Below are 22,596 nucleotides of genomic sequence, written 5' to 3'. Positions count from 1 at the left end.
TTTGCAAGGTGCGCGGCTGCCTGCCGCTCGACGGTCGTCGGAGACGACAAGCTGTTATAGTGCGGATTGCAGAAAACAGCGCCAGAGGACGGGCGATGTGCCCGGACAGGGCAGCGAAATCGCGTATTCGCGTTACTGCCTGCCATTGGAGCCTATCTGCACGCGTTTTTCAACCCCCGGCACGCCGAAATCGCGACGCCTGCCGGGTCCCTGCTTTCAAGCCAGGCCATCTATGACCGACACCTCGACCGACGCCGCCCCGCCGAACGCCACCGACGACCCGGGCAGCCTGCTGACCGAGACCCGCCTGGACAGCCTCGGCCTGCACGAGACGATCGTCGCCGGCCTGACCCAGCGCGGCTTCACTCACGCCACGCCGATCCAGGCGGAAACGCTGCCCCTGGCGCTGTCCGGCACCGACATCGCCGGTCAGGCGCATACCGGTACCGGCAAGACCGCGGCTTTCCTGCTGGCGACGCTGGACCGGCTGATGCGCCAGCCGAGGCAGCCGAGCGCCCAGGCCCCCGTCGGTGCCTCGCAGCCGCGGGCGCTGATACTCGCACCGACGCGCGAGCTCGCCGACCAGATCTACAACGACGCCCTGCCGCTGGCCGCCGACACCGGCCTGAAGTGCGTGGTCTGCTACGGCGGCACCGGCTACGACGAGCAGCGCCAGGCCATCGCCGACGGCGTGGACATACTCATCGGCACGCCCGGCCGCCTGATCGACTACTACAAGCAGAAGATCTACACGCTGCAGGCGATCGAGGTCGCCGTGCTCGACGAGGCCGATCGCATGTTCGATCTCGGCTTCATCAACGACATCCGCTATCTGTTCCGCAAGATGCCGGCCCCGGACGCGCGCCAGAACCTGCTGTTCTCCGCGACGCTGTCGCATCGCGTGCTCGAGCTCGCCTACGAGCACATGAACAGCCCCAAGCTGGTGCGCACCGATACCGAAACGGTCAACATCGGCGCCATCACGCAGAAGCTGTATCACGTGTCCAAGGACGACAAGATGACGCTGCTGGTGGGCACGCTGCAACGCCTGGCGGCCGAGCGCACGCTGATCTTCATCAACACCAAGCGCATGGCCGAGCGCATCGAGGACACCCTCAACGCCAACGGCTTCACCGCGGCGACGCTGTCCGGCGACGTCGCCCAGAACAAGCGGCTGCGGCTGCTCGAGGAATTCAAGGACGGCCAACTGCCGATCATGGTCGCCACCGACGTGGCCGCCCGCGGTCTGCATATCCCGGACGTCAGCCATGTGATCAACTTCGACCTGCCCCAGGACGCCCAGGACTACGTTCACCGCATCGGCCGGACCGCACGCGCGGGCAAGACCGGCAGCGCGATCTCGTTCGCCTGCGAGGAATACGTCTACTCGCTGCCGGACATCGAAGCCTACATCGAACACAAGATCGACGCCGAGATGCCGCCCGCGGACCATTTCGCCGACGAGATCGAACGACCCGCGCCGCGCCGGCGCAAGCCCCGGGGCCGCCGTGACGGCGGCCGGCCGCGGCGTCACAGCGGCGGGCGCGGCTGAACCACGGCGGCTGTCTCAGCCGGTATGATGCGGCGCTGGACTCCCAGCCACCGCGACCCATGGAACTGACCCGCGATCTGCTCGACGCCGTGTGCGACATCGCCGTCGAGGCCGGCCAGCTGACGCTGCCGATCTACTACAGCGACTTCGACGTCGAGACCAAGGACGACGACAGCCCGCTGACGCAGGCCGATCTCGCCGCCCATCGCCACATCCAGGCCGCCCTGACGCGGCTGACGCCGGACACGCCGCAGCTGTCCGAGGAAGGCGCGGAAACACCCTACGCCGAGCGTCGCGGCTGGGCCGAGCACTGGCTGGTGGACCCGTTGGACGGCACCCGCGAATTCGTCAACAAGAACGACCAGTTCACCATCAACATCGCCCTCATCCGCGATCATGTGCCGGTGCTGGGCGTGGTCTACGCGCCGGTGCTGGATACGCTCTGGTTCGGCGCCGGCGCGCTCGGCGCCTTCTGCCAGACCGGCGACGACGCGCCGCGGCGCATCGCCGTGTCGACGCGGGCCGACACGCCGCGCGTGCTGGTCTCGCGCTCGCACCGCGGCAGCGAAGTGGACGCCGTGCTGGCGCGCATGCCCGACTACGAGCCCGTGACCATGGGCTCCTCGCTGAAGTTCTGCGTCATCGCCGAGGGCCGGGCCGATTTCTACCCGCGTCTCGGGCCGACCAGCGAATGGGATACCGGCGCCGGTGACGCCGTGCTGCGCGCCGCCGGTGGCGCCATCACCGATCTGCACGGCCACGCGCTCGCCTACAACGACGGCGACAGCATACTCAACCCGCACTTCATCGCCTTCGGCGACACCGAGCACGACTGGCGGGCCTACCTCAGCGACTAGCGTCGAGCGACAGGCCCCGCGTTAACGATCGCACGGCCCCGCATCCCCCTCGGCACGCCGGCCACGCCATGCGCCAAGCCGGCCACCGCGGACGCGCCGAAGCCGGGACATCGCATTGCGCCCCGCCGTCATGCGCTGGCCCGCCTCTGCGCCGGTCGCGCCGCAAGGCGCCTGCGATCATTCCGCGTCGCGAGCGCGGAACCTCGCATCGAACGGCTCGGCGATACGGCCGCATCCGCCCGGTCGCGGCCCGGCGCGCTCGCTCAGGACGCCGGCTCGTCGCGCCCGGGCAGCTCCTCGGCCGCGGCCTGGACCACCAGCAGGCTGCAGTTGAGCCGGTCGAGCAGCGAGGCCCCGACCGAGCCCTGCCACCAGCGCGCCAGCAGCCCGCGGCGCTGGTGGCCCACGACCACCAGGTCCACGGCCAGATCGTCGGCCAGCCGCTGGATCTGATGCGCCGGCTCGCCGGCGCGCAGATGGCCCTCCGCGTCCACGCCGCGCTGCTTGAGCAGATCCACGCCTTCGTCGAGGATCGCCTCGATGCGCTCGCGTTCGGCCTCGTACATGCTCTCGGTGTAGAAGCCCTCGGCCGCGGCCACCGCCCCGGTCAGGGGCACCACCGCCAGCAGATGCACCTCGACCTCGCCGGTGCCCAGCAGTGGCAGGGTGCGGCGCAGCGCCACGCGCCCCTGTTCGCTACCGTCGTAGGCCAGCAGAATCTTTTCGAAGTTTTGCATGCAGATACCCCATCCAGCCCGCGGCGATCATCGCCAGGACGAACACTAATCCCAATACCATGAAGGTCTCGGAAAAGCCCTTTGTCAAGGCCGGGAGCAGGTCGCGACCATCGCCGGCGCGGTCGTAGACACGATGCAGATCGACGGCACCCTCCAGGCGCGCGCCGATGCGTGATTCCAGCAGCAGTGCGAACAGGTTCACGCCCAGGGCACCGCCCAGCTGGCGGGCGAAGTTGATGACCCCAGACCCCTGCTGTGTGTGCGCCGCCGGCAGGCTGCGCAGGCCGTCGATGTTCAACGCCGGCATCATGACGCCGAGCGCCATGCGGCCGAAGGCGATCCACAGCACCAGCGCCAGAAAGCCGGTGTCCGGCCGGCTGAACGCCAGGCCCAGCATGCCGAAGGCAAAGCCGGCACACCCCACGAGCATGAGGCGATGGGCCGGCAGACGATCGGCCAGCCGGCCGGCGAGCGGAAAGATCACCGTCAGCGACAGCCCCGCCGGCATCATCGCCAGCCCGGTGGCGGTCGCGGAGAACTGCTGCACGCCCTGCATCAGCAGCGGCACGAGATAGGTGGACCCATACAGGCCGGCGCCGTAGGCCATCGCCAGCAGGCTGGCCAGGGCGAAGCGCGGATAGGCGAAGACCTGCAGCTGAATCAGCGGCGCCTCGGCGGTGGCAGCCCGCCAGACGAAGCCGGCCAGCAGCGCGAGCCCGGCGACGACGGCGGGCAGAGCCCATTGCCCGGTACCGGCCAGCATCGACAGCCCCAGCAGCAGCGCGGCCAGGCCGACGGAAAGCAGCAGCAGGCCGAGCCAGTCAAAGGCCAGCGGGGCGTTCGAGCGGCGCTCGACCAGATACCGGCGCGCGCCCCAGAGCGCGGCCAGACCGAAGGGGATGCCGGGCAGATACACCGCGCGCCAGGACAGCCAGTCGATGAGCACGCCGCCGACCGCCGGCCCGAGCGCCGGAGCCAGCACCACACCCATGCCGTAGAGCCCCAGCGCCTTGCCGCGTTCACGATCGGGGAAGACATCGAAGATGAGCACCAGCGCCAGCGGCTGGATCATGCCCGCGGTGGCGCCCTGGAGCAGGCGGGCGGCGATCATCACGCCGCCGCTGGGGCTGGCCGCGGCGAGCACGCACGCTGCCAGAAAGACCCAGAGCGAGACCTCGAAGGTGCGTCGCTGGCCGAAGCGCTCCATCACCCGCGCGCTGGCGAGCATGGTCGCGGTCATCGCCGCCATGAAGCCCGTGGCCAGCCACTGCGCGGCCATCTGACTCATGCCGAAATCGGCCATGATCGGCGGAATGGCCACGTTGACGACGGTCGCGTTCAGCACCACCGCCACCGTGCCCAGGATCACCGTGACGGTCACCGGCCACTTGCGGGCCTCGGTCGCGGGCGGCTCAGAGGTCGGCGAGGCGCGCACGCAGCTGCTCGTCGGCGATCAGGCGCTCGACGCGGTCCACGTTGGCGCGCGCCATCGGCGCGCCGTCGACCAGGCTGCGCGGCGCCTCGCGAATCTCCGTGGCCCCGAACAGCGTCGCCTCGAAGCGATGCTCGCCGGCCACGAAACGAAACGCCGGGTAGAACCGATGGCCCTCGGCGAAACGATAGCGCCGGTCGACGATCTCGTAGGGAATGCCCTGCCCTTGGAGAAACAGATCGAAGGCTTCGGACTGTTCGGCGAAGACGTGCAGCTGGATATCCGAATGGGCGTCAGCCAGGCCGGAGAGCACGTCGCCGACCAGGCGCGGGCGGAAATCGGCGAACAGGCGCATCGCCTGGACCGCGGCCTCGCGCATGGCCTGCAGCCGCTGCGGCTGCTCCTCACCGGCGAACAGCCGGTGATGTTCGGCGAGCGCGGCCTCGATCTCGCTGTTGCGCGGCAGGATGCTGTTGCGCACGTCGATGCCCAGATGCTGGGCCGCCTTCTGCTTGGCGACGCGGAAATCGCGGATGCCCTGCTCGGCCATCAGCCGGGCGGCGAGCTGCGCCATGTGCTGGCGCTGGGCGGACTGCTTGCGGGCACTGGCCATGACGGACTCCGAAAACGAACCGCGGGCGCCTGGCGACGACCGGCTCAGAACAGTTTCTCGACCTCGCTGGACGGCGCGTTGTCCCCGGAGCGCCGCGCTTCCTCCTCGGAGGGCACGTTGTTCGGCCGGAATGTCTCCGGAATGCCGCCACCGCCCAGGGCACGCTGGCCGGATTCCGGGTCGATGTTGACCGTGACCAGATCGGCCGGGCGCGGCGGCATCGCCTCGGGCGTGCCGGCCAGGGCGTCGCGCATGAAGTCGATCCACATCGGCAGCGCGGCGTGCGCGCCGGTCTCGCTCGATCCCATGGGCGTGAGCTCGTCGAAACCGACCCAGCTGATCGCCACGAGGTCGGCATTGAAGCCCACGAACCAGGCGTCGATCTGGTCGTTGGTCGTGCCCGTCTTGCCGGACAGGTCGGACCGCTCGAGCGTGGTCGCGCGGCGGCCCGTGCCCCGGCGAATGACGTCGCGCATCATGTCACCGATGAGCCAGGCGTTGGCGGCGTCCACCACACGCGGCGCCAGCCGGTCGCTGTCGGCGTCGCCGCCAGTGGCCTCCAGCGCCGGGCAGTTTGCGACCCGCGCGCAGGCGACACGCGGTTCCGCGGCGAAACGGACATCGCCGCGGCCGTCCTCGATGCGGCTGATGTAGTAGGGCTTGACGCCGTAGCCGCCATTGGCAAACACGGCATAGGCCTGGGCCATCTGCAGGGGCGAAAAGCTCGCGCTGCCGAGCGCAAGCGACAGGTCCCGCGGCATCTGTTCGGCGGGCAGACCGAACTTGGCGATATGGTCAATCGCGGCGTCGATACCGATGCTGCGCAGCAGCCGAATCGAGACCAAATTGCGCGAGTGGACCAGACCTTCGCGCATCCGCGTCGGGCCGTGAATGCGGCCACTGTAGTTCTGCGGCCGCCAGGCCTCTCCGAGACCGCCGCCGTAGACGACCGGCGCATCGTTGATGATGCTGGCCGGCGTGAATCCGTTGTCGAGCGCGGCGGAATACAGGAAGGGCTTGAACGACGACCCGGGCTGACGCCGGGCCTGAACCGCGCGGTTGAATTTCGATGCGTCGAAGTCGAAGCCCCCGGACAAGGCCTCGATCGCGCCGGTATCCGGATCCAGGGCGACCATCGCGCCCTGCACCTCGGGGATCGCGGCCAGCGTCCAGGCTTGATCCTCGTCGTCGCTGCCGGTGTGGGCCAGCCGGACGACGTCGCCCCGCTCGACCAGTGCGCCCGCGGACTGGCCCTGCCCGAGCCAGGGCATCTGGCCGGCGTCGAGCGTGACCTCGCCGTAGCGTTCGGTGGCCAGGGTCGCGCTGCGCTGAGCGACGCGCTCAACCACGGCCGGGACGAGGCCTCCGATCAACGACATCTTCTCGAGCGCTTCGCGCAGTGCCTGCGCGTCGTCCAGCGTGGACTTGTCCAGCGTCTTCTCCGGACCGTGCCATTCGTGGCGCGCATCATAGGCCAGCAGATCGCGTCGCAGGGCACGATCCGCGGCGCGCTGGCGCCCGCTTTCGATCGTCGTGGTGACGTCGAATCCCTGTGTGTAGGCCTTGTCGCCGTAGCGCGCGAGCATATCCTGACGAACCATCTCGGCGACGTAATCGACCTCCTGTCGATCCTCGCGCTCGGTGTCGTTCTCGCCCGCGGTCACCGGCGCGTCGATGGCCTGTTCGTAGGTCTCGTCGCTGATCATGCCCAGCGCCTGCATGCGCGAAAGGACATAGTTGCGCCGCTGCTTGGCACGCTCCGGGCTGGCCAGCGGGTTATAGCGCGAAGGCGCCTTGGGCAGACCGGCGATCATCGCCGTCTGCGCGACGTCGAGCTCGTCCAGCGGCTTGTTGTAGTACGCCTCCGAGGCCGCCCCGACGCCATAGGCTCGGTTGCCGAGGTAGATCTTGTTGAGATAGAGCTCGAGCAGCTGCTCCTTGCTCAGCTTCGACTCCAGCCGCAGGGCGAGGATGATCTCCTTGATCTTGCGCACATAGGTGCGGTCGTTGGTCAGATAGAGATTACGCGCCAGCTGCATCGTGATGGTCGAGCCGCCCTGCGTCTTGCGCCCGGTCTCGATGAGATGGATCGCGGCCCGGATGATGCCCTGGTAATCCACGCCCGGGTGCTCGAAGAAACGATCGTCCTCGGCGGCCACGAACGCATCCACCACGGCCTTCGGGATCTCGTCGTAGGTGCGCGGCAGCCGTCGCTCGACGCCGTACTCGCCGATGAGCTTGCGATCCGCGGTGTAGATCCGCAGGGGCTCGTTGAACTCGGTCTCGCCGATATCGCCGGCCTGGGGCAGCTGCGGGCCGAAATAGAGATAGACGCCCGCCACCGCGCAGACGACCAGCGTTGCCGCGGACAGCAGGCCGGCAATCAAAAAGACCACGAAACGGGCCGCACGCGGCATGGCTTTCATCGGCATCTCTCGGCCCGCGGGCCGCTGAACAATACAACCGCAGCGCATGATACCGACGCCCGTCGGTTTTTGCGCGCCCGCGGTTCGGCGCAGGCGGGACACCCGGTGTCGCCGCCCGCCAAAGCCGCCGAGCGGCCGGACGTGATTCGCGCGGCGGACTCAACGTTTTCCGATTCAAGCCGATACCTGCCGAGAGACCGCGCGAGCGGCCGTATCCGGGCTCAGGTAATTCGATGACGCGCTTCGGGCAATTGTTCAACAGACGGCCACGATCTTTCATGGGCGTGGACATCAGCGCCTCGCGAATCCGGCTGCTCGAACTGGACGGTCGTGCCGACACCCATCGCGTGCTCAGTTATGCCAGCGAGCCGCTGCCCGCCGAAGCCATCGCCAACGAACAGATCGTCGATGCCGAGGCCGTGGCGGCGTCCATGAAACGAGCGCTCGAGCGCAGCGGCAGCCGCACGCGACGCGCCGCGATCGCGGTCTCGGGACCGGCCGTGATCAGCAAGATCATCGACATGCCGGCCGAGCTCGGCGACGCGGAGATCGAGCAGCAGATCGCTTTCGATGCGGAACAGTACATCCCGCATCCCAAGGAAGAGGTCAACCTCGATTTCCAGGTGCTCGAACGCGATACCGACAATCCCGACGTCAATCGCGTGCTGCTGGTGGCCTGCCGACGCGACCACGTGGAGGCGCGCGTCGGCGCGATGGAAATGGCCGGGCTCGAGGTGTGCATCGTCGACATCGAGACCTACGCCCTGCAGAACGCCTGCAGCCTGCTGATCGAACAGTCGCCGGCGCTGGCGGCCGCGGGGGCGAACGTCGCCGTGTTCGATCTGGGCGATCAGCAGACGCGTCTGAGCGTGAGCCACGGCGGCCGCAACGTGTATTCGCGCGAGCTGTCCTTCGGCGGCCGTCAGCTGGCCGGCGATCTGCTCGAACGCCACGACCTGAGCGAGATCGACCAACTGCGCGGACGTCTGCGTACGGGCGAGATCGCGCCCGAGGCGATCGCCGACGAAGTCGACGCGTTCGCCCATCGGGCCGCCGGACAGATCGAGCGCGCGCTCCAGTTCTACATGTCGGCCGGGAGTCAGGAGGAGACCATCGATCAGGTAGTACTGGTGGGCGGCACCACCCTGTTTCCCGGGATCGAAGAGGCCGTCGCCTCGCGCCTGTCCTGGCCGGTCACGGTCGGCAACCCGCTGGCCGGCATGCTCGCCAGCACCGCGGCCCGCCGCAACCACGTCGACTACGACGGCCCGGCGCTGATGGTCGCCACGGGTCTGGCGATGCGTTCGGTCCGATGAGCGACATCGTCCGCATCAATCTGCTCGACTGGCGCGCGGCCCGGCGCGAGGCCAAGCGCCGGCGCTTCCTCACGGTGCTGGTCGCCGCTGCGCTGGGCAGCGTGGTGCTCGTCGGTGTCGTGCCCATGCTCTATTACGATCACCTGATCGACGACCAGCGCGAGCGCAACGATTTCCTCGAGGCCAGGATCGCGACCGCGGACGCACAGCTCAGCGAAATCCGCGAACTGGAGCAGACCCGCGATGCGCTGATCACGCGCATGCGCATCATCGAGCAGCTCCAGCAGTCGCGTTCGGCGATCGTGCACTATTTCGACGAGCTGGTGGCCACGCTGCCGGACGGCGTCTATCTGACCGCCCTGTCCCAGCAGGGCGACACGACCACGCTCAACGGCGTGGCCGAGTCCAACGCCCGGGTCTCGGACTACATGGTCAACCTCGACGACTCCGACTGGTTCGCCGACCCGCGCCTGATCGTGATCAAGTCCAGCGAGACCGGGCCTAAGCGCTACGCGGATTTCACACTGACCGTGGACAGCACCAATCCGAACCTGGCCGACGACGAAGCCGCGACGACCACGCCGGACAGCGAGTCACGCTCATGAAGTCGCTTAACGAGTACTTCGAGGAGCTGCGCAGCCTGGACCAGCACAACATCGGCAGCTGGCCGCTGTACGCCTACGTGCTGGCGATCGCCGTGGTCTCGCTGACCATCATGGGCATCGGCACCTGGTATTTCGTGCTACCGAAGCAGGACACCCTCGCCGAGGCGCGCGAACAGGAAAGCGAGCTCAAGCAGCGTTTCGAGATCAAGCAGCGGCAGGTCGCGAATCTGGACGCCTACCGAGACCAGCTCGAAACGATGGAGGCCCAGTTCGGCGAGCTGCTGCAGCAGCTGCCCAGCCGCACCGAAGTGCCCAGCCTGCTCAACGACATCTCCAAGACCCGCATCGCCAGCGGCCTCGAGGAGGAGTTGTTCAAGCCACGTCCGGAGGAAATGCGCGACTTCTACGCCGTACTGCCCAACGACCTGATCGTGACCGGGGGCTATCACGAACTCGGCCGTTTCGTCTCCGGCGTGGCGGCGCTGTCGCGCATCGTGACCATCGGCGATGTCGAGATCGAGCCCCTGCGAGACGAGAACGGGCGCACCGGCGAGCTGCGCATGAGCATGACCGCTAACACCTATCGCTATCTCGAAGAGGACGGCGCGACCACCGAATCCAGCGGAGACACGCCATGACTCGGCGCGCCGTCGTGCTGTTGCTGGCGGTCGCGCTCGGCCTAGCGGCCTGTGGCGGCGACAACAGCGACCTCGAGCGCTACGTCGCCGAAGTGCGCGCTCGTCCCAGCGAGCCGATCGAGCCGATCCCCGAGATCGCCGACTATACCCCCTACACCTACCGCGCCGACGACCGCCGCGGCCCGTTCACGCCCAACATGCCCGAGCCGGAGCGGGGCGGAAGCGGGCCGACACCGGACACGGATCGCGAGCGCGAGCCGCTCGAGGCCTATCCGCTGGATGCGCTGCGCATGGTCGGCACGATCAGTCGGGGCGGTACCATGTACGCGCTGATCAAGGCGCCGGACAACGTCATTCACCGGATCAAGCGCGGGGACCACATGGGCCAGAATTACGGCGAGGTCACCGCCGTATCCGAAAATGGCATCGCCCTGAGCGAGATCGTGTCCGACGGCGCCGGCGGCTATGTCCAGCAGCCGGCCGCGTTGGCACCCACGCAATGAGGGAAGCACGCAGTATGAGCCGAATGCTATCGCCCCCGCCTCTGCGCACACCGCGGCACCGGTGGTGGCTGGTCGTGCTGCTCTGGGCGCTGGCCACAACCGCGGCGCAGGCCGCAGACAACCGCCTGATATCGATCGACGCCGCCGAGCGCAGCAGTCAGCGCGTCACGCTGCGGCTCAAGCTGGCCGGCACCGCACCGGAGCCCTCGGTGTTCACCGTGAACGAACCGGCCCGGCTGTCGATCGACCTGCCGAATACCGACCTGGACGTGGCCGAACGCTATCAGCGCATCGATACCGGGCCGGTCCAGGCCGTCGCCCTGGCGGCCGCGGGCGGCCGCACGCGCGTGGTGGTCGAACTCACACACATGGTCGACTACGCCATCGACCGGCGCGGCGATGAGGTCCGCGTCGACATCGGCGGCGGCCGCCCCACGGCGCGCGCACCGGCCGCCGAGCGGTCCGCCCCAGTGCCCGCCTCGACGCCCGCCCGGCCGGGCACGAACGGACCCGCGATCGACGATATCGACTTCCGGCGCGGCGAGAACGGCGCCGGCCGCGTCGAGATCGGGCTCCAGGGTGTCGACACGCCCGTGGACGTCGACACGGACGACAGCGGCCGGGTCGTGGCGAGACTGCCGGGCGTGGCCCTGCCGCGGCGCCTCGAGAAACGCTTGGACGTTCTGGACTTCGCGACCCCGGTCGAGGCGATCGACACGCTGGCCCGCAACGGCGGCGCGCAGGTCGCCATCACGCCGGTCGCCGATGCCGAGTACGAACAGGTCGCCTATCAGACCGACGACGCCTTCATCGTCGAACTGCAGCCGTTGACCGCGGCCGAGAAGGCCGAGCGCGAAGCCGAGCAGGAAAGCTACACCGGCGAGAAGATCTCGCTGTCGTTCCAGAGCGTTGACGTGCGGGCGGTCCTGCAGATCATCGCCGACGTCGCCGATGTCAACATGGTCGTCTCCGACAGCGTCACCGGCAACATGGCGCTGCGGCTCGAGGAGGTCCCCTGGGATCAGGCGCTGGATATCATCATGAACGCCAAGGGCCTGGGCATGCGGCGCGAGAACAACGTCATCAGCGTCGCGCCGCTGGCCGAGATCGCCGCCCGCGAGCAGGCCGAACTGGCCGCCCGCCAGGCCACCCGCAATCTCGCCCCGCTACGCTCCGAGATCATCCAGATCAACTACGCACGGGCGGCGGACATCGCCAACATTCTGCGCGCCGGCCGGGCCGAAAACGGCAACGGCAATGCCGCCACCGGTGAAACCGGCGGCCGCGACGTGTCGTTCCTGTCCGCGCGCGGCCAGGTGACCGTGGACGATCGCACCAACAGCCTGCTCATCAACGAGACCCGCGAGAAGATCGACGACATCCGCCGGCTGGTGGCTCGCCTGGACATCCCGGTGCGCCAGGTGCTGATCGAGTCGCGCATCGTGGTGGCCAACCGGAACTTTTCCCGGAATCTGGGCGTATCTTCGAGCGCCATCGACAACGCCGCCTATGAGTCCGCCACCGGGGGAAACTATCTCGTCGACTCCGGGTATTCCGTAGAACTTCCTGTTTCAAATCCCGCCGGCATAATCACCACCAGCATCATCAGCGATACCTTCAATTTAGACTTAGCACTCTCTGCTCTAGAGTCCGAGAATCGGGGCGATATTATTTCTGCTCCAAGAGTGATTACTGCCGACGGACAAGAAGCAAATATCGAGCAAGGCGAAGAAATTCCGTACCTCGAAGCTACCGAGCAGGGCACAGCGACAACGCAATTCAAGAAAGCCGTACTTAGTCTAAAAGTTACACCCCAAATTACACCTAATGACCGAATAATAATGAGTTTGGATGTGAGCCAAGATTCTAGAGGCCAAGATGCTCCAGTACAGGGCGGAGGATCAGCACCTGCTATCGATACCCGTAGCATCCAAACGCAAGTACTAGTGAAAGATGGCGAAACTGTCGTTTTAGGCGGGATATATGAGCAGGAGAATCGCGATGTGACAGACCGCGTCCCCCTGCTTGGCGAACTACCTTTAGTTGGTGCGCTATTCAGAGGCACGGAGCGCCAGCGCGACAAGCGCGAGCTTCTGCTATTCGTGACGCCAAAGATTCTCAAAGAATCGCTTCAGCTCGACCGCTAAGCATAAACTGCCCAGATCAGGAAAGATACTATTTTTGGGGGAGCTACCTTGACTTTTCGCAAATATTCTCAAATCTCGGTTTTCATACTTCTCGTGCTCACACTCGCCGGCTGCGGAGGGTCCACGTCCGGCGGAGACGATGACGGAGATTCGGAGTCCGGGGACGGCGAGAATCCAAATGGAAACACGGCCACCCAAATCGATCTTATAGCGAGCTCGACCTCGCTTCCCTCCGCCGCCATCCAGTCTGAGAACGGCGTCGACCTAACGGCACTCCTACGAGATGCGAACAACAATTCAGTCGTCGAACCAGATGTAGCCTTCAGTTCCGATGCGGGTCGGCTCGAGACCGAATCTGCAGGCACAGAAAGCGCGACAGCCGTATTATTCAATGACCCAGATCACGCCAACCGAACAATTACGGTGCAAGCTGAAGCCGATGGCATCCGTGATGAGATCAGAGTCGATGTCACCGGCACCGAACTCACGCTTGAAGGCCCTGACGCCATTGCCCGCGGCGAAAGCGCAACCTTCACTACGCGCCTGAGCGATTCTTCAGGAGACCCCATCACGGCCGCGACCATCGACGTAGACACCGACCCGACTGCCCAAGTGAGCGCGAGCACGATGGACACGAACAGCGCGGGCGAGGCGACTTTCACTGTAAGCGAGCAGGAAGCTGGACGGAACACTATTCGCGTTTCAAGTCGGGGCGCCGAAATAGAAAAGCAGATTACTGTGGGCGGCAAAGGTCTCTCCTTCAGCCAGGCCGACGAAGAAGATGACAGCCCCACTGTCGGAGACACTGAACAGATCACGGTAGTTTACAGCGGGAATAACGGCCCGATCGCAGACAGCGACATAACCTTTACGGCATCACGTGGAACACTCGGACACGATGTCGTCACTACTGATTCCCAGGGTGAAGCGACTACACAGATCCAATCCAATGTCGCCGGCGCGACCAACGTCACGGCGTCGGTCGACGGGAAGAGGGCATCCCGCATTATCAGATTCATGGCGGCAGAACCCGCTACCTTGGTACTCAACGCCGCGTCGGCGACGATAACCGGCAATTCGACGACCAACCTGACCGCAACCGCACGCGATGGATTCAGCAATCCGGTGGCGAACGAGACCATCAATTTCCGACTGGGCGAGGATAGTGCCGGCACACTTTCCTCTTCGCAGACACGCACGGATACGAGCGGTACAGCGCGGGTGGTATACACTGCCCCACCGAGTTCAGTAAGCGAACCAGTAGAGATCGTTTCGAGCGTCGCAACCGATGAGACCCTCGAAGATTCGACCACTATCACTGTCGCCGGCGAGGCCCTGAGTATTCGCCTAGGCACCGGTGGCCCGGCTGAGTTGGCATCTGATGGCACTACCTACGACGCGCCCTACGCGGCGCTGATCAGTGATGCGGCCGGCAATCCCGTTTCGGACGCGACGTTGCGTCTAAATGTCCGAGCTATAGCCTACCGAGCCAATGATTCGCCGGATACCGGTTGCAGGACAGAGGACGAAAACAACAACGGTGTACTCGACCCGCGGGAGGATAGGAACGATAATGAGACGCTCGACCCCGGCCAAGTAGTTACGGTGCCATCCTCACCGGAGCTCGACGGTAGTGGTGTGGCGCGTTTCGATATTACATATCTTTCGCGTTTTGCAGAGCGCGTCAAGGTACGGTTGACCGCTACCGCCGATTCGGCCGGGAGTGAAGGCGATGAGAGTCTAGAATTCGATCTTGAGGGCTCGCCGTCAGGTGATAACCCGTTTGAATACGACTGCGCGGTCGACCGGTAATTCAGTTACCGCAATGACGATACAGCGTAATCTCCAAAAGAGGTCTTACCAACAAAAATTGTATGGCAGCTAATCCAAACATTTATCTTGTCGGCCCGATGGGGGCCGGTAAAACCACGATCGGTCGGCGCATCGCCGAGATCAAGGGCATGTCGTTCGTCGACTCGGATCACGAAGTCGAAAAACGCACGGGCGTGGACATCTCCTTCATCTTCGACATGGAAGGCGAGGCGGGCTTTCGCAAGCGCGAACGCGAAATGATCGCCGAGCTGTCGGACTTGCCGAACACCGTGATGGCGACCGGCGGCGGCGCCGTGCTCGAGTCCGCCACCCGCGATCTGCTCTCGGCGCGCGGCGTGGTGGTCTACCTCGAGACGTCGCTGGAGCAGCAAATCTCGCGGACCCGCAAGGCCAGCAACCGCCCGATTCTCGAAGGCAGCGAAGACGTCGAGGCGACCCTGACTCGTCTGATGGAAGAGCGCGATCCGCTCTATCGCTCGATCGCGGACATCGTGGTGCCCACCGGCGATCAGCAGGCGCGGCGTCTGGCGCGCGAGATCGTCGAGCAGCTCGAGGCCATCGGTACGGCCTGATGGGCGCCGGCACGCCGCGGCGTGATTCCGAACAGGCCGCATCCGTCACCGGAAGCGGGCCCGGCCGCACCACGGATCGAGTCCAGGGAGAGCTGTCGATGACCGACACCGCAGCCGCGACGCTCACCGTCGATCTCGGCGAGCGCAGCTACGACATTCGGATCGCGCCCGGGCTGCTGTCCGAGGCGGCGGCCTACGGCGGCGCCATCCGTGCGCGCCGCGTGCTCGTGGTCACCAACGACACCATCGCGCGGCACTACTCGGCCCGCGTCGCGGCCGCGCTGGCCGCCGATCACGAAGTCGAGATCCTGGAGCTGCCCGACGGCGAGGCCTACAAGACGCTGGCCACGCTGGAGCGCATCTACGACCGCCTGCTGGAGGGCGGCTACGGCCGGGACGCGACGCTCGTTGCCCTGGGCGGCGGCGTGATCGGCGACATCGCCGGCTTCGCGGCCGCCAGCTATCAGCGCGGCATCGACTTCGTCCAGTTGCCGACGACGCTGCTCGCCCAGGTCGACTCCTCTGTCGGCGGCAAGACCGGCGTCAATCATCCGCTCGGCAAGAACATGATCGGCGCCTTCCATCAGCCGCGGCGGGTGCTCGTCGACACCGACGTGCTGGAGACGCTGCCGGCACGGGAATTCGCCGCCGGGCTGGCGGAGGTCATCAAGTACGGGCTGATCGGCGACGCGCCCTTCTTCGACTGGCTGGAGACGAACATGGCCGCGCTCAACGCGCGCGAGCCGACCGTCGTCGTCGAGGCCATCCGTCGCTCCTGCGCCAACAAGGCGGCCGTGGTGGCCGCCGACGAACGCGAGGCCGGTCGCCGGGCGCTGCTCAATCTCGGCCATACCTACGGCCACGCGCTCGAAGCCGAGCTGGGCTACGGCGCCTGGCTCCACGGCGAGGCGGTCGCGGCCGGCCTGTGCATGGCCGCGGACACCTCGCAGCGCCTGGGCTGGCTCGACGCCGACGACGTCGCCCGCATCGAGCGCGTGATCGAGAGCGCGAATCTGCCGCTGGCACCGCCGGCCGAGGTCAGCCGCGCGCGTATTCGGGCCCTGATGACGCGCGACAAGAAGGCGCTGGCCGGCGACCTGCGCCTGATCCTGCTGCGCGCCATCGGCCACGCCGAGGTCGTGGACGCCGACGAGCAGGCGCTGGACGCAACGCTGGCGCGCTATCTCGCGGCCTGAGCGCCGGCAGGCCGGCGCCGGGCCCCGCCGATTGATCGAGGCGGGGGCGCCTTTTATACTCCAAGTTCACGAGAGGAACGCCCCGGGCGTCCGATCCGGCCGCCCCCAAGCGCGCTACGCCGGCACGCAACGCCCTTCCCCCGGCGTCCGGCCCGGTGCTCCACCGGGCGCCGCGACCGGCCACGACCGGCGCCGAATCCGACCCGAGGCGAGGACAACGATATGCATCAGATGAACGGCGGACTCTATTCTCCGGAGTTCGAGAAGGACGCCTGCGGTTTCGGCCTGATCGCCAACATGGACGACAAGCCGAGCCACTGGCTCGTTCAGACCACCATCGGCGCGCTCGAGCGTCTGACCCACCGCGGGGCGGTCGCCGCCGACGGCAAGACCGGCGACGGCTGCGGCATCCTCATGAAGAAACCGGATGCCTTCCTGCGCACGCTCGCCGCCGAGGCCGGCATCGAACTCGCCGACCAGTACGCCAGCGGCATCATCTTCCTGCATCCCGAATCGGATCGCGCGGAAGCCGCCAAGGCCGAGCTCGGCCGGCAGCTGGAGGCCGAGGGCCTGGCCGTGGCCGGTTGGCGCGCGGTCCCGATCGACGCCGAATCGGCCTGTGGCGCTCAGGCGCTGGCCACGCTGCCGCATCTCGAGCAGGTCTTCGTGACCGCGCCGGACGACATGGACTCCGCCCTGTTCGAGGCCAAGCTGGTGTTCGCCCGCCGGCGCACCGAGAACGCGCTGACCGACGACGACGTGTTCTACGTGCCGTCGCTCTCGGCGAAGGTGTTCTCCTACAAGGGCATGGTCATGCCCAGCTATCTGACCGTGTTCTACAAGGACCTGGCCGACGAGCGCCTGGAGACCTCGCTGTGTGTCTTCCACCAGCGCTTTTCCACCAACACGCTGCCACAGTGGCGTCTGGCGCAGCCGTTCCGATATCTGGCCCACAACGGCGAGATCAACACGGTCACCGGCAACCGCAACTGGTCGACCGCGCGGGCGGCCAAGTTCCAGTCCGACAAGCTGCCGGAGCTGGAATCGATCCTGCCGCTGGTGTCCATGAACGGCTCGGATTCGCAGAGCCTGGACAACATGCTGGAAGTGCTGCTGGCCGGCGGCATGGACATCTTCTACGCCATGCGCCTGCTGATGCCGCCGGCCTGGCAGAACGTCGACTACATGTCCGCCGACCTGCGCGCCTTCTACGAATACAACGCGATGCACATGGAGCCGTGGGACGGCCCCGCCGGCATCGTGCTCACCGACGGCCGTTACGCGGCCTGCTGCCTGGACCGCAACGGCCTGCGGCCGGCGCGTTACGTGATCACCGACGATCGCCACATCACGCTGGCCTCGGAGATCGGCGTCTGGGACTACGACCCCGAGCGGGTGGTGGCCAAGGGACGGCTCAAGCCGGGCGACATGATCGCCGTGGACACCGAGAACGGCGAGCTCATCCAGCCGCGCGAGATCGACGAACGCCTGGCCTCGCGGGCGCCCTACAAGCAGTGGCTCAAGAAGCACGCCCGCATGCTCGAGTCGCGCATGAGCGACACGCGCGACGAGGCCTGGATGGAGCGCTGGACGGTCAAGGTCTACGAAAAGCTCTTCCACGTCTCCTTCGAGGAACGCGATCAGGTCCTGCGCCCGATCGCGGAGGCCGGCCAGGAAGCCACGGGCTCCATGGGCGACGACACCCCATTCCCGGTGCTCTCGCGCGTGGATCGCGTGCTCTTCGACTATTTCCGGCAGAAGTTCGCCCAGGTCACCAACCCGCCGATCGACTCGCTGCGCGAGCGCATCGTGATGTCGCTGGAGACCTGCTTCGGCCGCGAGCGCAACGTCTTCGAGGAGAACGAGGCACGCGCCAAGCGCCTGGTGGTCGATTCGCCGGTGCTGTCCACCGGCAAGTTCCGGCGCCTGCTGTCGCTGACCGACGCGGACTACGCCCACACCGTCATCGACCTCAACTACGACGCCGACACCGACCTGCAGGCGGCCATCGAGGCGGTCTGCGACCGCGCCGTGGCCGCCGTGCGCGACGAGGGCAAGACCATCCTCGTGCTCTCCGACCGCGAGATCGTGGAGGGCCGGCTGCCGATCCAGGCGCTGCTGGCCACGGGCGCGGTGCATCATCGCCTGACCGCCGAGAACCTGCGCTGCGACGCCAACATCGTCGTCGACACGGCGAGCTGCCGCGACGCGCATCACTACGCCTGCCTGATCGGCTACGGCGCGACCGCGATCCATCCGTACCTGGCCTACGAGTCCCTGAACGACCTGATCCGCTGCGGCCAGATCGACGGCCGCAACGCCGACGACCTGTGCGCGACCTACCGCAAGGGGATCAACAAGGGCCTGTACAAGATCATGTCCAAGATGGGCATCTCCACGGTCACCAGCTATCGCGGCGCCCAGCTGTTCGAGATCGTGGGCCTGGCCGACGAGGTGGTCGATCTGTGCTTCGCCGGCACGGTCAGCCGCGTCGCCGGCGCCGGCTTCGCGCATCTGCAGGCGGATGCCGCGCATCTGGCCCGAAACGCCTGGAATCCGCGCGTGGCGATCAATCAGGGCGGCCTGCTCAAGTTCGTCCACGGCGAGGAGTACCACTGCTACAACCCGGACGTGATCGCCACGCTGCACGAGGCGGTGTCCTCCGGCGAGTACGACAAGTACCGCGAATACGCCTCGATCGTGCAGGGCCGGCCGGCATCCGTGCTGCGGGATCTGCTCAAGCTGCGCGAGGACATCGAGCCGATCGACATCGACGAGGTCGAAGCGATCGAGGCGATCACGCCGCGCTTCGACTCCGCCGGTATGAGCCTCGGCGCGCTCTCGCCCGAGGCGCACGAATCGCTGGCCCAGGGCATGAACCGCATGGGCGGGCGTTCCAACTCCGGCGAGGGCGGCGAGGACGCCTCACGCTACGGCACCGACAAGATGTCGAAGATCAAGCAGGTCGCCTCGGGCCGCTTCGGCGTCACGCCGCACTATCTGGTCAACGCCGAGGTCCTGCAGATCAAGATCGCCCAGGGCGCCAAGCCCGGCGAAGGCGGCCAGCTGCCGGGGCACAAGGTCAACGAGATGATCGCGCGGCTGCGCTACTCCAAGCCGGGCGTGGCTCTGATCTCGCCGCCGCCGCATCACGACATCTACTCGATCGAAGACCTGGCCCAGCTGATCTTCGACCTCAAGCAGGTCAACCCCAAGGCGCTGGTCTCGGTCAAACTGGTCTCGGGCCCGGGCGTGGGCACGATCGCGGCCGGCGTGGCCAAGGCCTACGCCGATCTGATCACCATCTCCGGCTACGACGGCGGCACCGGCGCGAGCCCGCTGACCTCGGTGCGCTACGCCGGCACGCCCTGGGAGCTCGGCCTGTCGGAGACCCACCAGACGCTGCGCGCCAACGAGCTCCGCGACAAGGTCCGGGTGCAGACCGACGGCGGCCTCAAGACCGGTTTGGACGTGATCAAGGCCGCGATTCTGGGCGCGGAGTCCTTCGGCTTCGGCACCGGGCCGATGGTGGCGCTGGGCTGCAAGTATCTGCGCGTGTGTCATCTCAACAACTGCGCCACGGGCGTGGCCACCCAGAACGAGACCCTGCGCGAGCGCCATTTCATCGGCATCCCCGAGATGGTGCAGAACTTCTTCTCGTTCATCGCCCAGGACACCCGCGAACTCATGGCCGCGATCGGCGTGCGCTCGCTGCAGGAGCTGATCGGCCGCACCGACCTGCTCGAACTGCTGCCGGGCGAGACGCCCAAGCAGCGGGGCCTGGACCTGTCGCCGATCCTGTCGGACGGCGGGCTCGCCGAAGACGTGCCGATGTACTGCCTCGAGCCGCACAACGAGCCCTTCGACAAGGGCGAACTGGCCGAGCGCATGGTCGCCGACGCGCTCGACGCGATCGAGAACCGCTCCGGCGGCACGTTCGCCTATGAGGTGCACAACAACAACCGCTCCATCGGCGCCCGGCTGTCCGGCGAGATCGCCCGCCGCCACGGCAACCTCGACATGGAGGATGCGCCGATCCGGCTCGACCTGACCGGCACCGCCGGCCAGAGCTTCGGCGTGTTCAACGCCGGCGGCCTGCATCTCTATCTGGAGGGCGACGCCAACGACTACGTCGGCAAGGGCATGGCCGGCGGGCGTATCGTCATCCGGCCCTCGCCGCGCGCCGGTTTCGTCGCCCGCGAGGCCGCGATCGTCGGCAACACCTGCCTCTACGGCGCGACCGGCGGCACACTCTACGCCGCCGGCCAGGCCGGCGAACGCTTCGGCGTGCGCAATTCCGGCGCCTCGGCGGTGGTCGAGGGCGTGGGCGATCACGGCTGCGAGTACATGACCGGCGGCTGCGTGGTCGTGCTCGGCCATACCGGCATCAATTTCGGTGCCGGCATGACCGGCGGGCTGGCCTATGTGCTGGACGAGAAGCGCGAGTTCGTCGACCGCTACAACCACGAGCTGATCGACATCCACCGCGTGGTCTCGGAGAACATGGAGGCCCACCGCCACTATCTGCGCGACCTGATCGAGGCCCACGTGGCCGAGACCGACAGCGCCTGGGGCCACGAGATTCTCGAAAACTTCCGCGACTACGTCGGCCAGTTCTGGCTGGTCAAGCCGAAGGCCGAGAGCGTGGAGACGATTCTGGACACGCTCAACCGCGCGGCCTGATCGAACAGACCGCGACCCGTGCCCCCGCCGCGTCATCGCGCGGCGGCGGGCGCGACTGCGTCACCAAAAGGTAACCGATGGCAACGAATCATCTGCAGTTTCTGGAAACCCCGCGCCAGGACCCGAAAAAGGTCGAAGTGCCGGTCCGGATTCACGAATTCGCCGAGATCTACGGCCAGTTCGACAAGGAGACGGCCGCCCAGCAGGCCGGGCGCTGCATTTCCTGCGGCAACCCCTACTGCGAGTGGAAGTGCCCGGTCCACAACTACATCCCGAACTGGCTCAAGCTCGTCAACGAGGGCAATCTGTTCGAGGCGGCCGAGCTGTCGCACGCCACCAACACCCTGCCCGAGATCTGCGGTCGCATCTGCCCGCAGGACCGTCTCTGCGAAGGCGCCTGCACCATGAACGACGGGCTGGGCGCGATCAGCATCGGCTCGGTGGAGAAATACATCACCGACGAAGCCGTCAAGCAAGGCTGGCGGCCCGACGTCTCGGACGTGGTCTGGACCGATCGCAAGGTCGCCGTCATCGGCGCCGGGCCGGCCGGCCTGGGCGCGGCCGACATCCTGGTCCGAAACGGCGTCCAGGCCGTGGTGTTCGACAAGTATCCGCGCATCGGCGGGCTGCTGACCTTCGGCATCCCGCCCTTCAAGCTCGAGAAGAGCGTCGTGGAGACCCGGCGCGAGATCATGGAAGGCATGGGCGTGGAATTCCGTCTCGGCGTCGAGATCGGCCGGGACGTGACCATGGCGGATCTGATGGCCGAATACGACGCCGTCTTCCTCGGCATGGGCACCTACACCTACATGAAGGGCGGTTTCCCCGGCGAGGATCTGGACGGCGTCCACGAGGCCCTGCCCTTCCTGGTGGCCAACATCAATCGCGTTCTGGGCCTGGAGAAGAACCCGCGCGACTACATCGACATGAAGGGCGAGCGGGTGGTCGTGCTCGGCGGCGGCGACACCGCCATGGACTGCAACCGCACCTCGATCCGCCAGGGCGCGAAGAAGGTCGTCTGCGCCTATCGCCGCGACGAGGACAACATGCCGGGCTCGGCGCGCGAATTCCAGAACGCGCGCGAGGAAGGCGTGGAGTTCATGTTCAACCGCCAGCCGGTGGAGATCATCGGCGACACCCACGTCGAGGGCATCAAGGTCGTCACCACCAAGCTTGGCGCGCCCGACGAGCGCGGCCGGCGCCGTCCCGAACCCGTCCCCGGCACGGAGGAAGTCATCGAGGCCGATCGCGTGATCATCGCCTTCGGCTTCCGGCCGAATCCGCAGGAATGGTTCGACAGCCAGGCGATCGAGATCGACGACGGCGGTCGCGTGATCGCTCCGGAACAGGGGCGCTTCAAGTATCAGACCACCAATCCGCGGATCTTCGCCGGCGGCGACATGGTCCGCGGCTCGGATCTGGTCGTCACGGCCGTCTTCGAGGGCCGCGAGGCTGCCAAGGGCATCCTCGACTACCTCGAGGTCTG

Annotated in this window: 16 protein-coding genes; 12 read left to right on the top strand and 4 right to left on the bottom strand. The window is 66.8% G+C overall.

Annotation, left to right across the window (positions count from 1 at the left end):
- Positions 1 to 232 precede the first annotated feature (232 nt).
- Positions 233 to 1,552 (top strand): DEAD/DEAH box helicase, encoded by a 1,320-nt coding sequence (locus SAHL_RS08125; RefSeq protein ID WP_123590910.1) that lies wholly within the window; start codon positions 233 to 235, stop codon positions 1,550 to 1,552.
- Positions 1,553 to 1,611: 59 nt separating this feature from the next.
- Positions 1,612 to 2,409 carry a 3'(2'),5'-bisphosphate nucleotidase CysQ gene (cysQ, locus tag SAHL_RS08120; protein ID WP_123590909.1) on the top strand — a complete coding sequence of 266 codons (798 nt, stop codon included), beginning with the start codon at positions 1,612 to 1,614 and terminating at the stop codon, positions 2,407 to 2,409.
- 263 nt (positions 2,410 to 2,672) lie between these two features.
- Here the strand turns inward: cysQ and SAHL_RS08115 are convergent, their stop codons facing one another.
- From SAHL_RS08115 to SAHL_RS08100, 4 genes are read right to left on the bottom strand one after another with little or no spacing between them, the layout of a single operon-like run.
- A complete protein-coding gene (locus tag SAHL_RS08115) occupies positions 2,673 to 3,146 on the bottom strand; it encodes a universal stress protein (RefSeq protein ID WP_123590908.1) in 474 nt (157 codons plus the stop codon).
- Positions 3,106 to 4,581 (bottom strand): DHA2 family efflux MFS transporter permease subunit, encoded by a 1,476-nt coding sequence (locus SAHL_RS08110; protein ID WP_123590907.1) that lies wholly within the window; start codon positions 4,579 to 4,581, stop codon positions 3,106 to 3,108. Before SAHL_RS08110 ends, SAHL_RS08115 begins: the two co-directional genes overlap by 41 nt.
- Entirely contained in the window at positions 4,559 to 5,191 is a 633-nt protein-coding gene (locus SAHL_RS08105; RefSeq protein ID WP_123590906.1) for a hypothetical protein, read from the bottom strand. The genes SAHL_RS08110 and SAHL_RS08105 overlap by 23 nt, the downstream gene beginning before the upstream one ends.
- A 44-nt stretch (positions 5,192 to 5,235) precedes the next feature.
- Positions 5,236 to 7,617: a penicillin-binding protein 1A gene (locus SAHL_RS08100; RefSeq protein WP_123590989.1), complete on the bottom strand. Its 2,382-nt coding sequence runs from the start codon at positions 7,615 to 7,617 to the stop codon at positions 5,236 to 5,238.
- Between the two features lie 278 nt (positions 7,618 to 7,895).
- Between SAHL_RS08100 and pilM the strand changes: the two genes are divergently transcribed.
- From pilM to SAHL_RS08050, 10 genes are all read left to right on the top strand, one after another.
- The gene (pilM, locus tag SAHL_RS08095) at positions 7,896 to 8,933 is read left to right on the top strand and encodes a type IV pilus assembly protein PilM (protein ID WP_184947532.1); all 1,038 of its coding nucleotides are present in this window, start codon (positions 7,896 to 7,898) and stop codon (positions 8,931 to 8,933) included.
- Entirely contained in the window at positions 8,930 to 9,538 is a 609-nt protein-coding gene (locus SAHL_RS08090; RefSeq protein ID WP_123590904.1) for a PilN domain-containing protein, read from the top strand. The genes pilM and SAHL_RS08090 overlap by 4 nt, the downstream gene beginning before the upstream one ends.
- Entirely contained in the window at positions 9,535 to 10,176 is a 642-nt protein-coding gene (locus SAHL_RS08085) for a type IV pilus inner membrane component PilO (protein ID WP_123590903.1), read from the top strand. The genes SAHL_RS08090 and SAHL_RS08085 overlap by 4 nt, the downstream gene beginning before the upstream one ends.
- Complete coding sequence (locus SAHL_RS08080) at positions 10,173 to 10,679, top strand: pilus assembly protein PilP (RefSeq protein WP_123590902.1); 507 nt, start codon at positions 10,173 to 10,175, stop codon at positions 10,677 to 10,679. Before SAHL_RS08085 ends, SAHL_RS08080 begins: the two co-directional genes overlap by 4 nt.
- 74 nt (positions 10,680 to 10,753) lie before the next feature.
- Positions 10,754 to 12,826: a type IV pilus secretin PilQ gene (gene pilQ, locus SAHL_RS08075; protein WP_245968451.1), complete on the top strand. Its 2,073-nt coding sequence runs from the start codon at positions 10,754 to 10,756 to the stop codon at positions 12,824 to 12,826.
- 48 nt (positions 12,827 to 12,874) lie between these two features.
- Complete coding sequence (locus SAHL_RS08070) at positions 12,875 to 14,638, top strand: Ig-like domain-containing protein (RefSeq protein WP_148045521.1); 1,764 nt, start codon at positions 12,875 to 12,877, stop codon at positions 14,636 to 14,638.
- A 62-nt stretch (positions 14,639 to 14,700) separates the two neighbouring features.
- Positions 14,701 to 15,231 carry a shikimate kinase AroK gene (gene aroK, locus SAHL_RS08065; RefSeq protein ID WP_123590899.1) on the top strand — a complete coding sequence of 177 codons (531 nt, stop codon included), beginning with the start codon at positions 14,701 to 14,703 and terminating at the stop codon, positions 15,229 to 15,231.
- Between the two features lie 98 nt (positions 15,232 to 15,329).
- The gene (gene aroB, locus SAHL_RS08060; protein ID WP_123590988.1) at positions 15,330 to 16,427 is read left to right on the top strand and encodes a 3-dehydroquinate synthase; all 1,098 of its coding nucleotides are present in this window, start codon (positions 15,330 to 15,332) and stop codon (positions 16,425 to 16,427) included.
- Between the two features lie 222 nt (positions 16,428 to 16,649).
- Positions 16,650 to 21,110, top strand: a complete 4,461-nt coding sequence (gene gltB, locus SAHL_RS08055) for a glutamate synthase large subunit (RefSeq protein WP_123590898.1) — start codon at positions 16,650 to 16,652, stop codon at positions 21,108 to 21,110.
- Between the two features lie 77 nt (positions 21,111 to 21,187).
- On the top strand, positions 21,188 to 22,596 hold a 1,409-nt coding region (locus SAHL_RS08050; RefSeq protein WP_123590897.1), incomplete at its 3' end, for an FAD-dependent oxidoreductase.

It is taken from the genome of Salinisphaera orenii subsp. halophila YIM 95161 (assembly GCF_003732545.1).
In the GTDB taxonomy this organism is placed as follows: domain Bacteria; phylum Pseudomonadota; class Gammaproteobacteria; order Nevskiales; family Salinisphaeraceae; genus Salinisphaera; species Salinisphaera orenii_A.
The sequence above is the reverse complement of the archived record's forward strand: the minus strand, read 5'-3'. Positions and strand labels throughout refer to the sequence as shown.

Bases quoted from the DNA above. Each gene is read 5' to 3' on its own strand.
- SAHL_RS08125 (WP_123590910.1), top strand. From the start codon at position 233: ATGACCGACACCTCGACCGACGCCGCCCCGCCGAACGCCACCGACGAC.
- cysQ (WP_123590909.1), top strand. From the start codon at position 1,612: ATGGAACTGACCCGCGATCTGCTCGACGCCGTGTGCGACATCGCCGTC.
- SAHL_RS08115 (WP_123590908.1), bottom strand. From the start codon at position 3,146: ATGCAAAACTTCGAAAAGATTCTGCTGGCCTACGACGGTAGCGAACAG.
- SAHL_RS08105 (WP_123590906.1), bottom strand. From the start codon at position 5,191: ATGGCCAGTGCCCGCAAGCAGTCCGCCCAGCGCCAGCACATGGCGCAG.
- SAHL_RS08100 (WP_123590989.1), bottom strand. From the start codon at position 7,617: ATGAAAGCCATGCCGCGTGCGGCCCGTTTCGTGGTCTTTTTGATTGCC.
- pilM (WP_184947532.1), top strand. From the start codon at position 7,896: ATGGGCGTGGACATCAGCGCCTCGCGAATCCGGCTGCTCGAACTGGAC.
- SAHL_RS08090 (WP_123590904.1), top strand. From the start codon at position 8,930: ATGAGCGACATCGTCCGCATCAATCTGCTCGACTGGCGCGCGGCCCGG.
- SAHL_RS08085 (WP_123590903.1), top strand. From the start codon at position 9,535: ATGAAGTCGCTTAACGAGTACTTCGAGGAGCTGCGCAGCCTGGACCAG.
- SAHL_RS08080 (WP_123590902.1), top strand. From the start codon at position 10,173: ATGACTCGGCGCGCCGTCGTGCTGTTGCTGGCGGTCGCGCTCGGCCTA.
- aroK (WP_123590899.1), top strand. From the start codon at position 14,701: ATGGCAGCTAATCCAAACATTTATCTTGTCGGCCCGATGGGGGCCGGT.
- aroB (WP_123590988.1), top strand. From the start codon at position 15,330: ATGACCGACACCGCAGCCGCGACGCTCACCGTCGATCTCGGCGAGCGC.
- gltB (WP_123590898.1), top strand. From the start codon at position 16,650: ATGCATCAGATGAACGGCGGACTCTATTCTCCGGAGTTCGAGAAGGAC.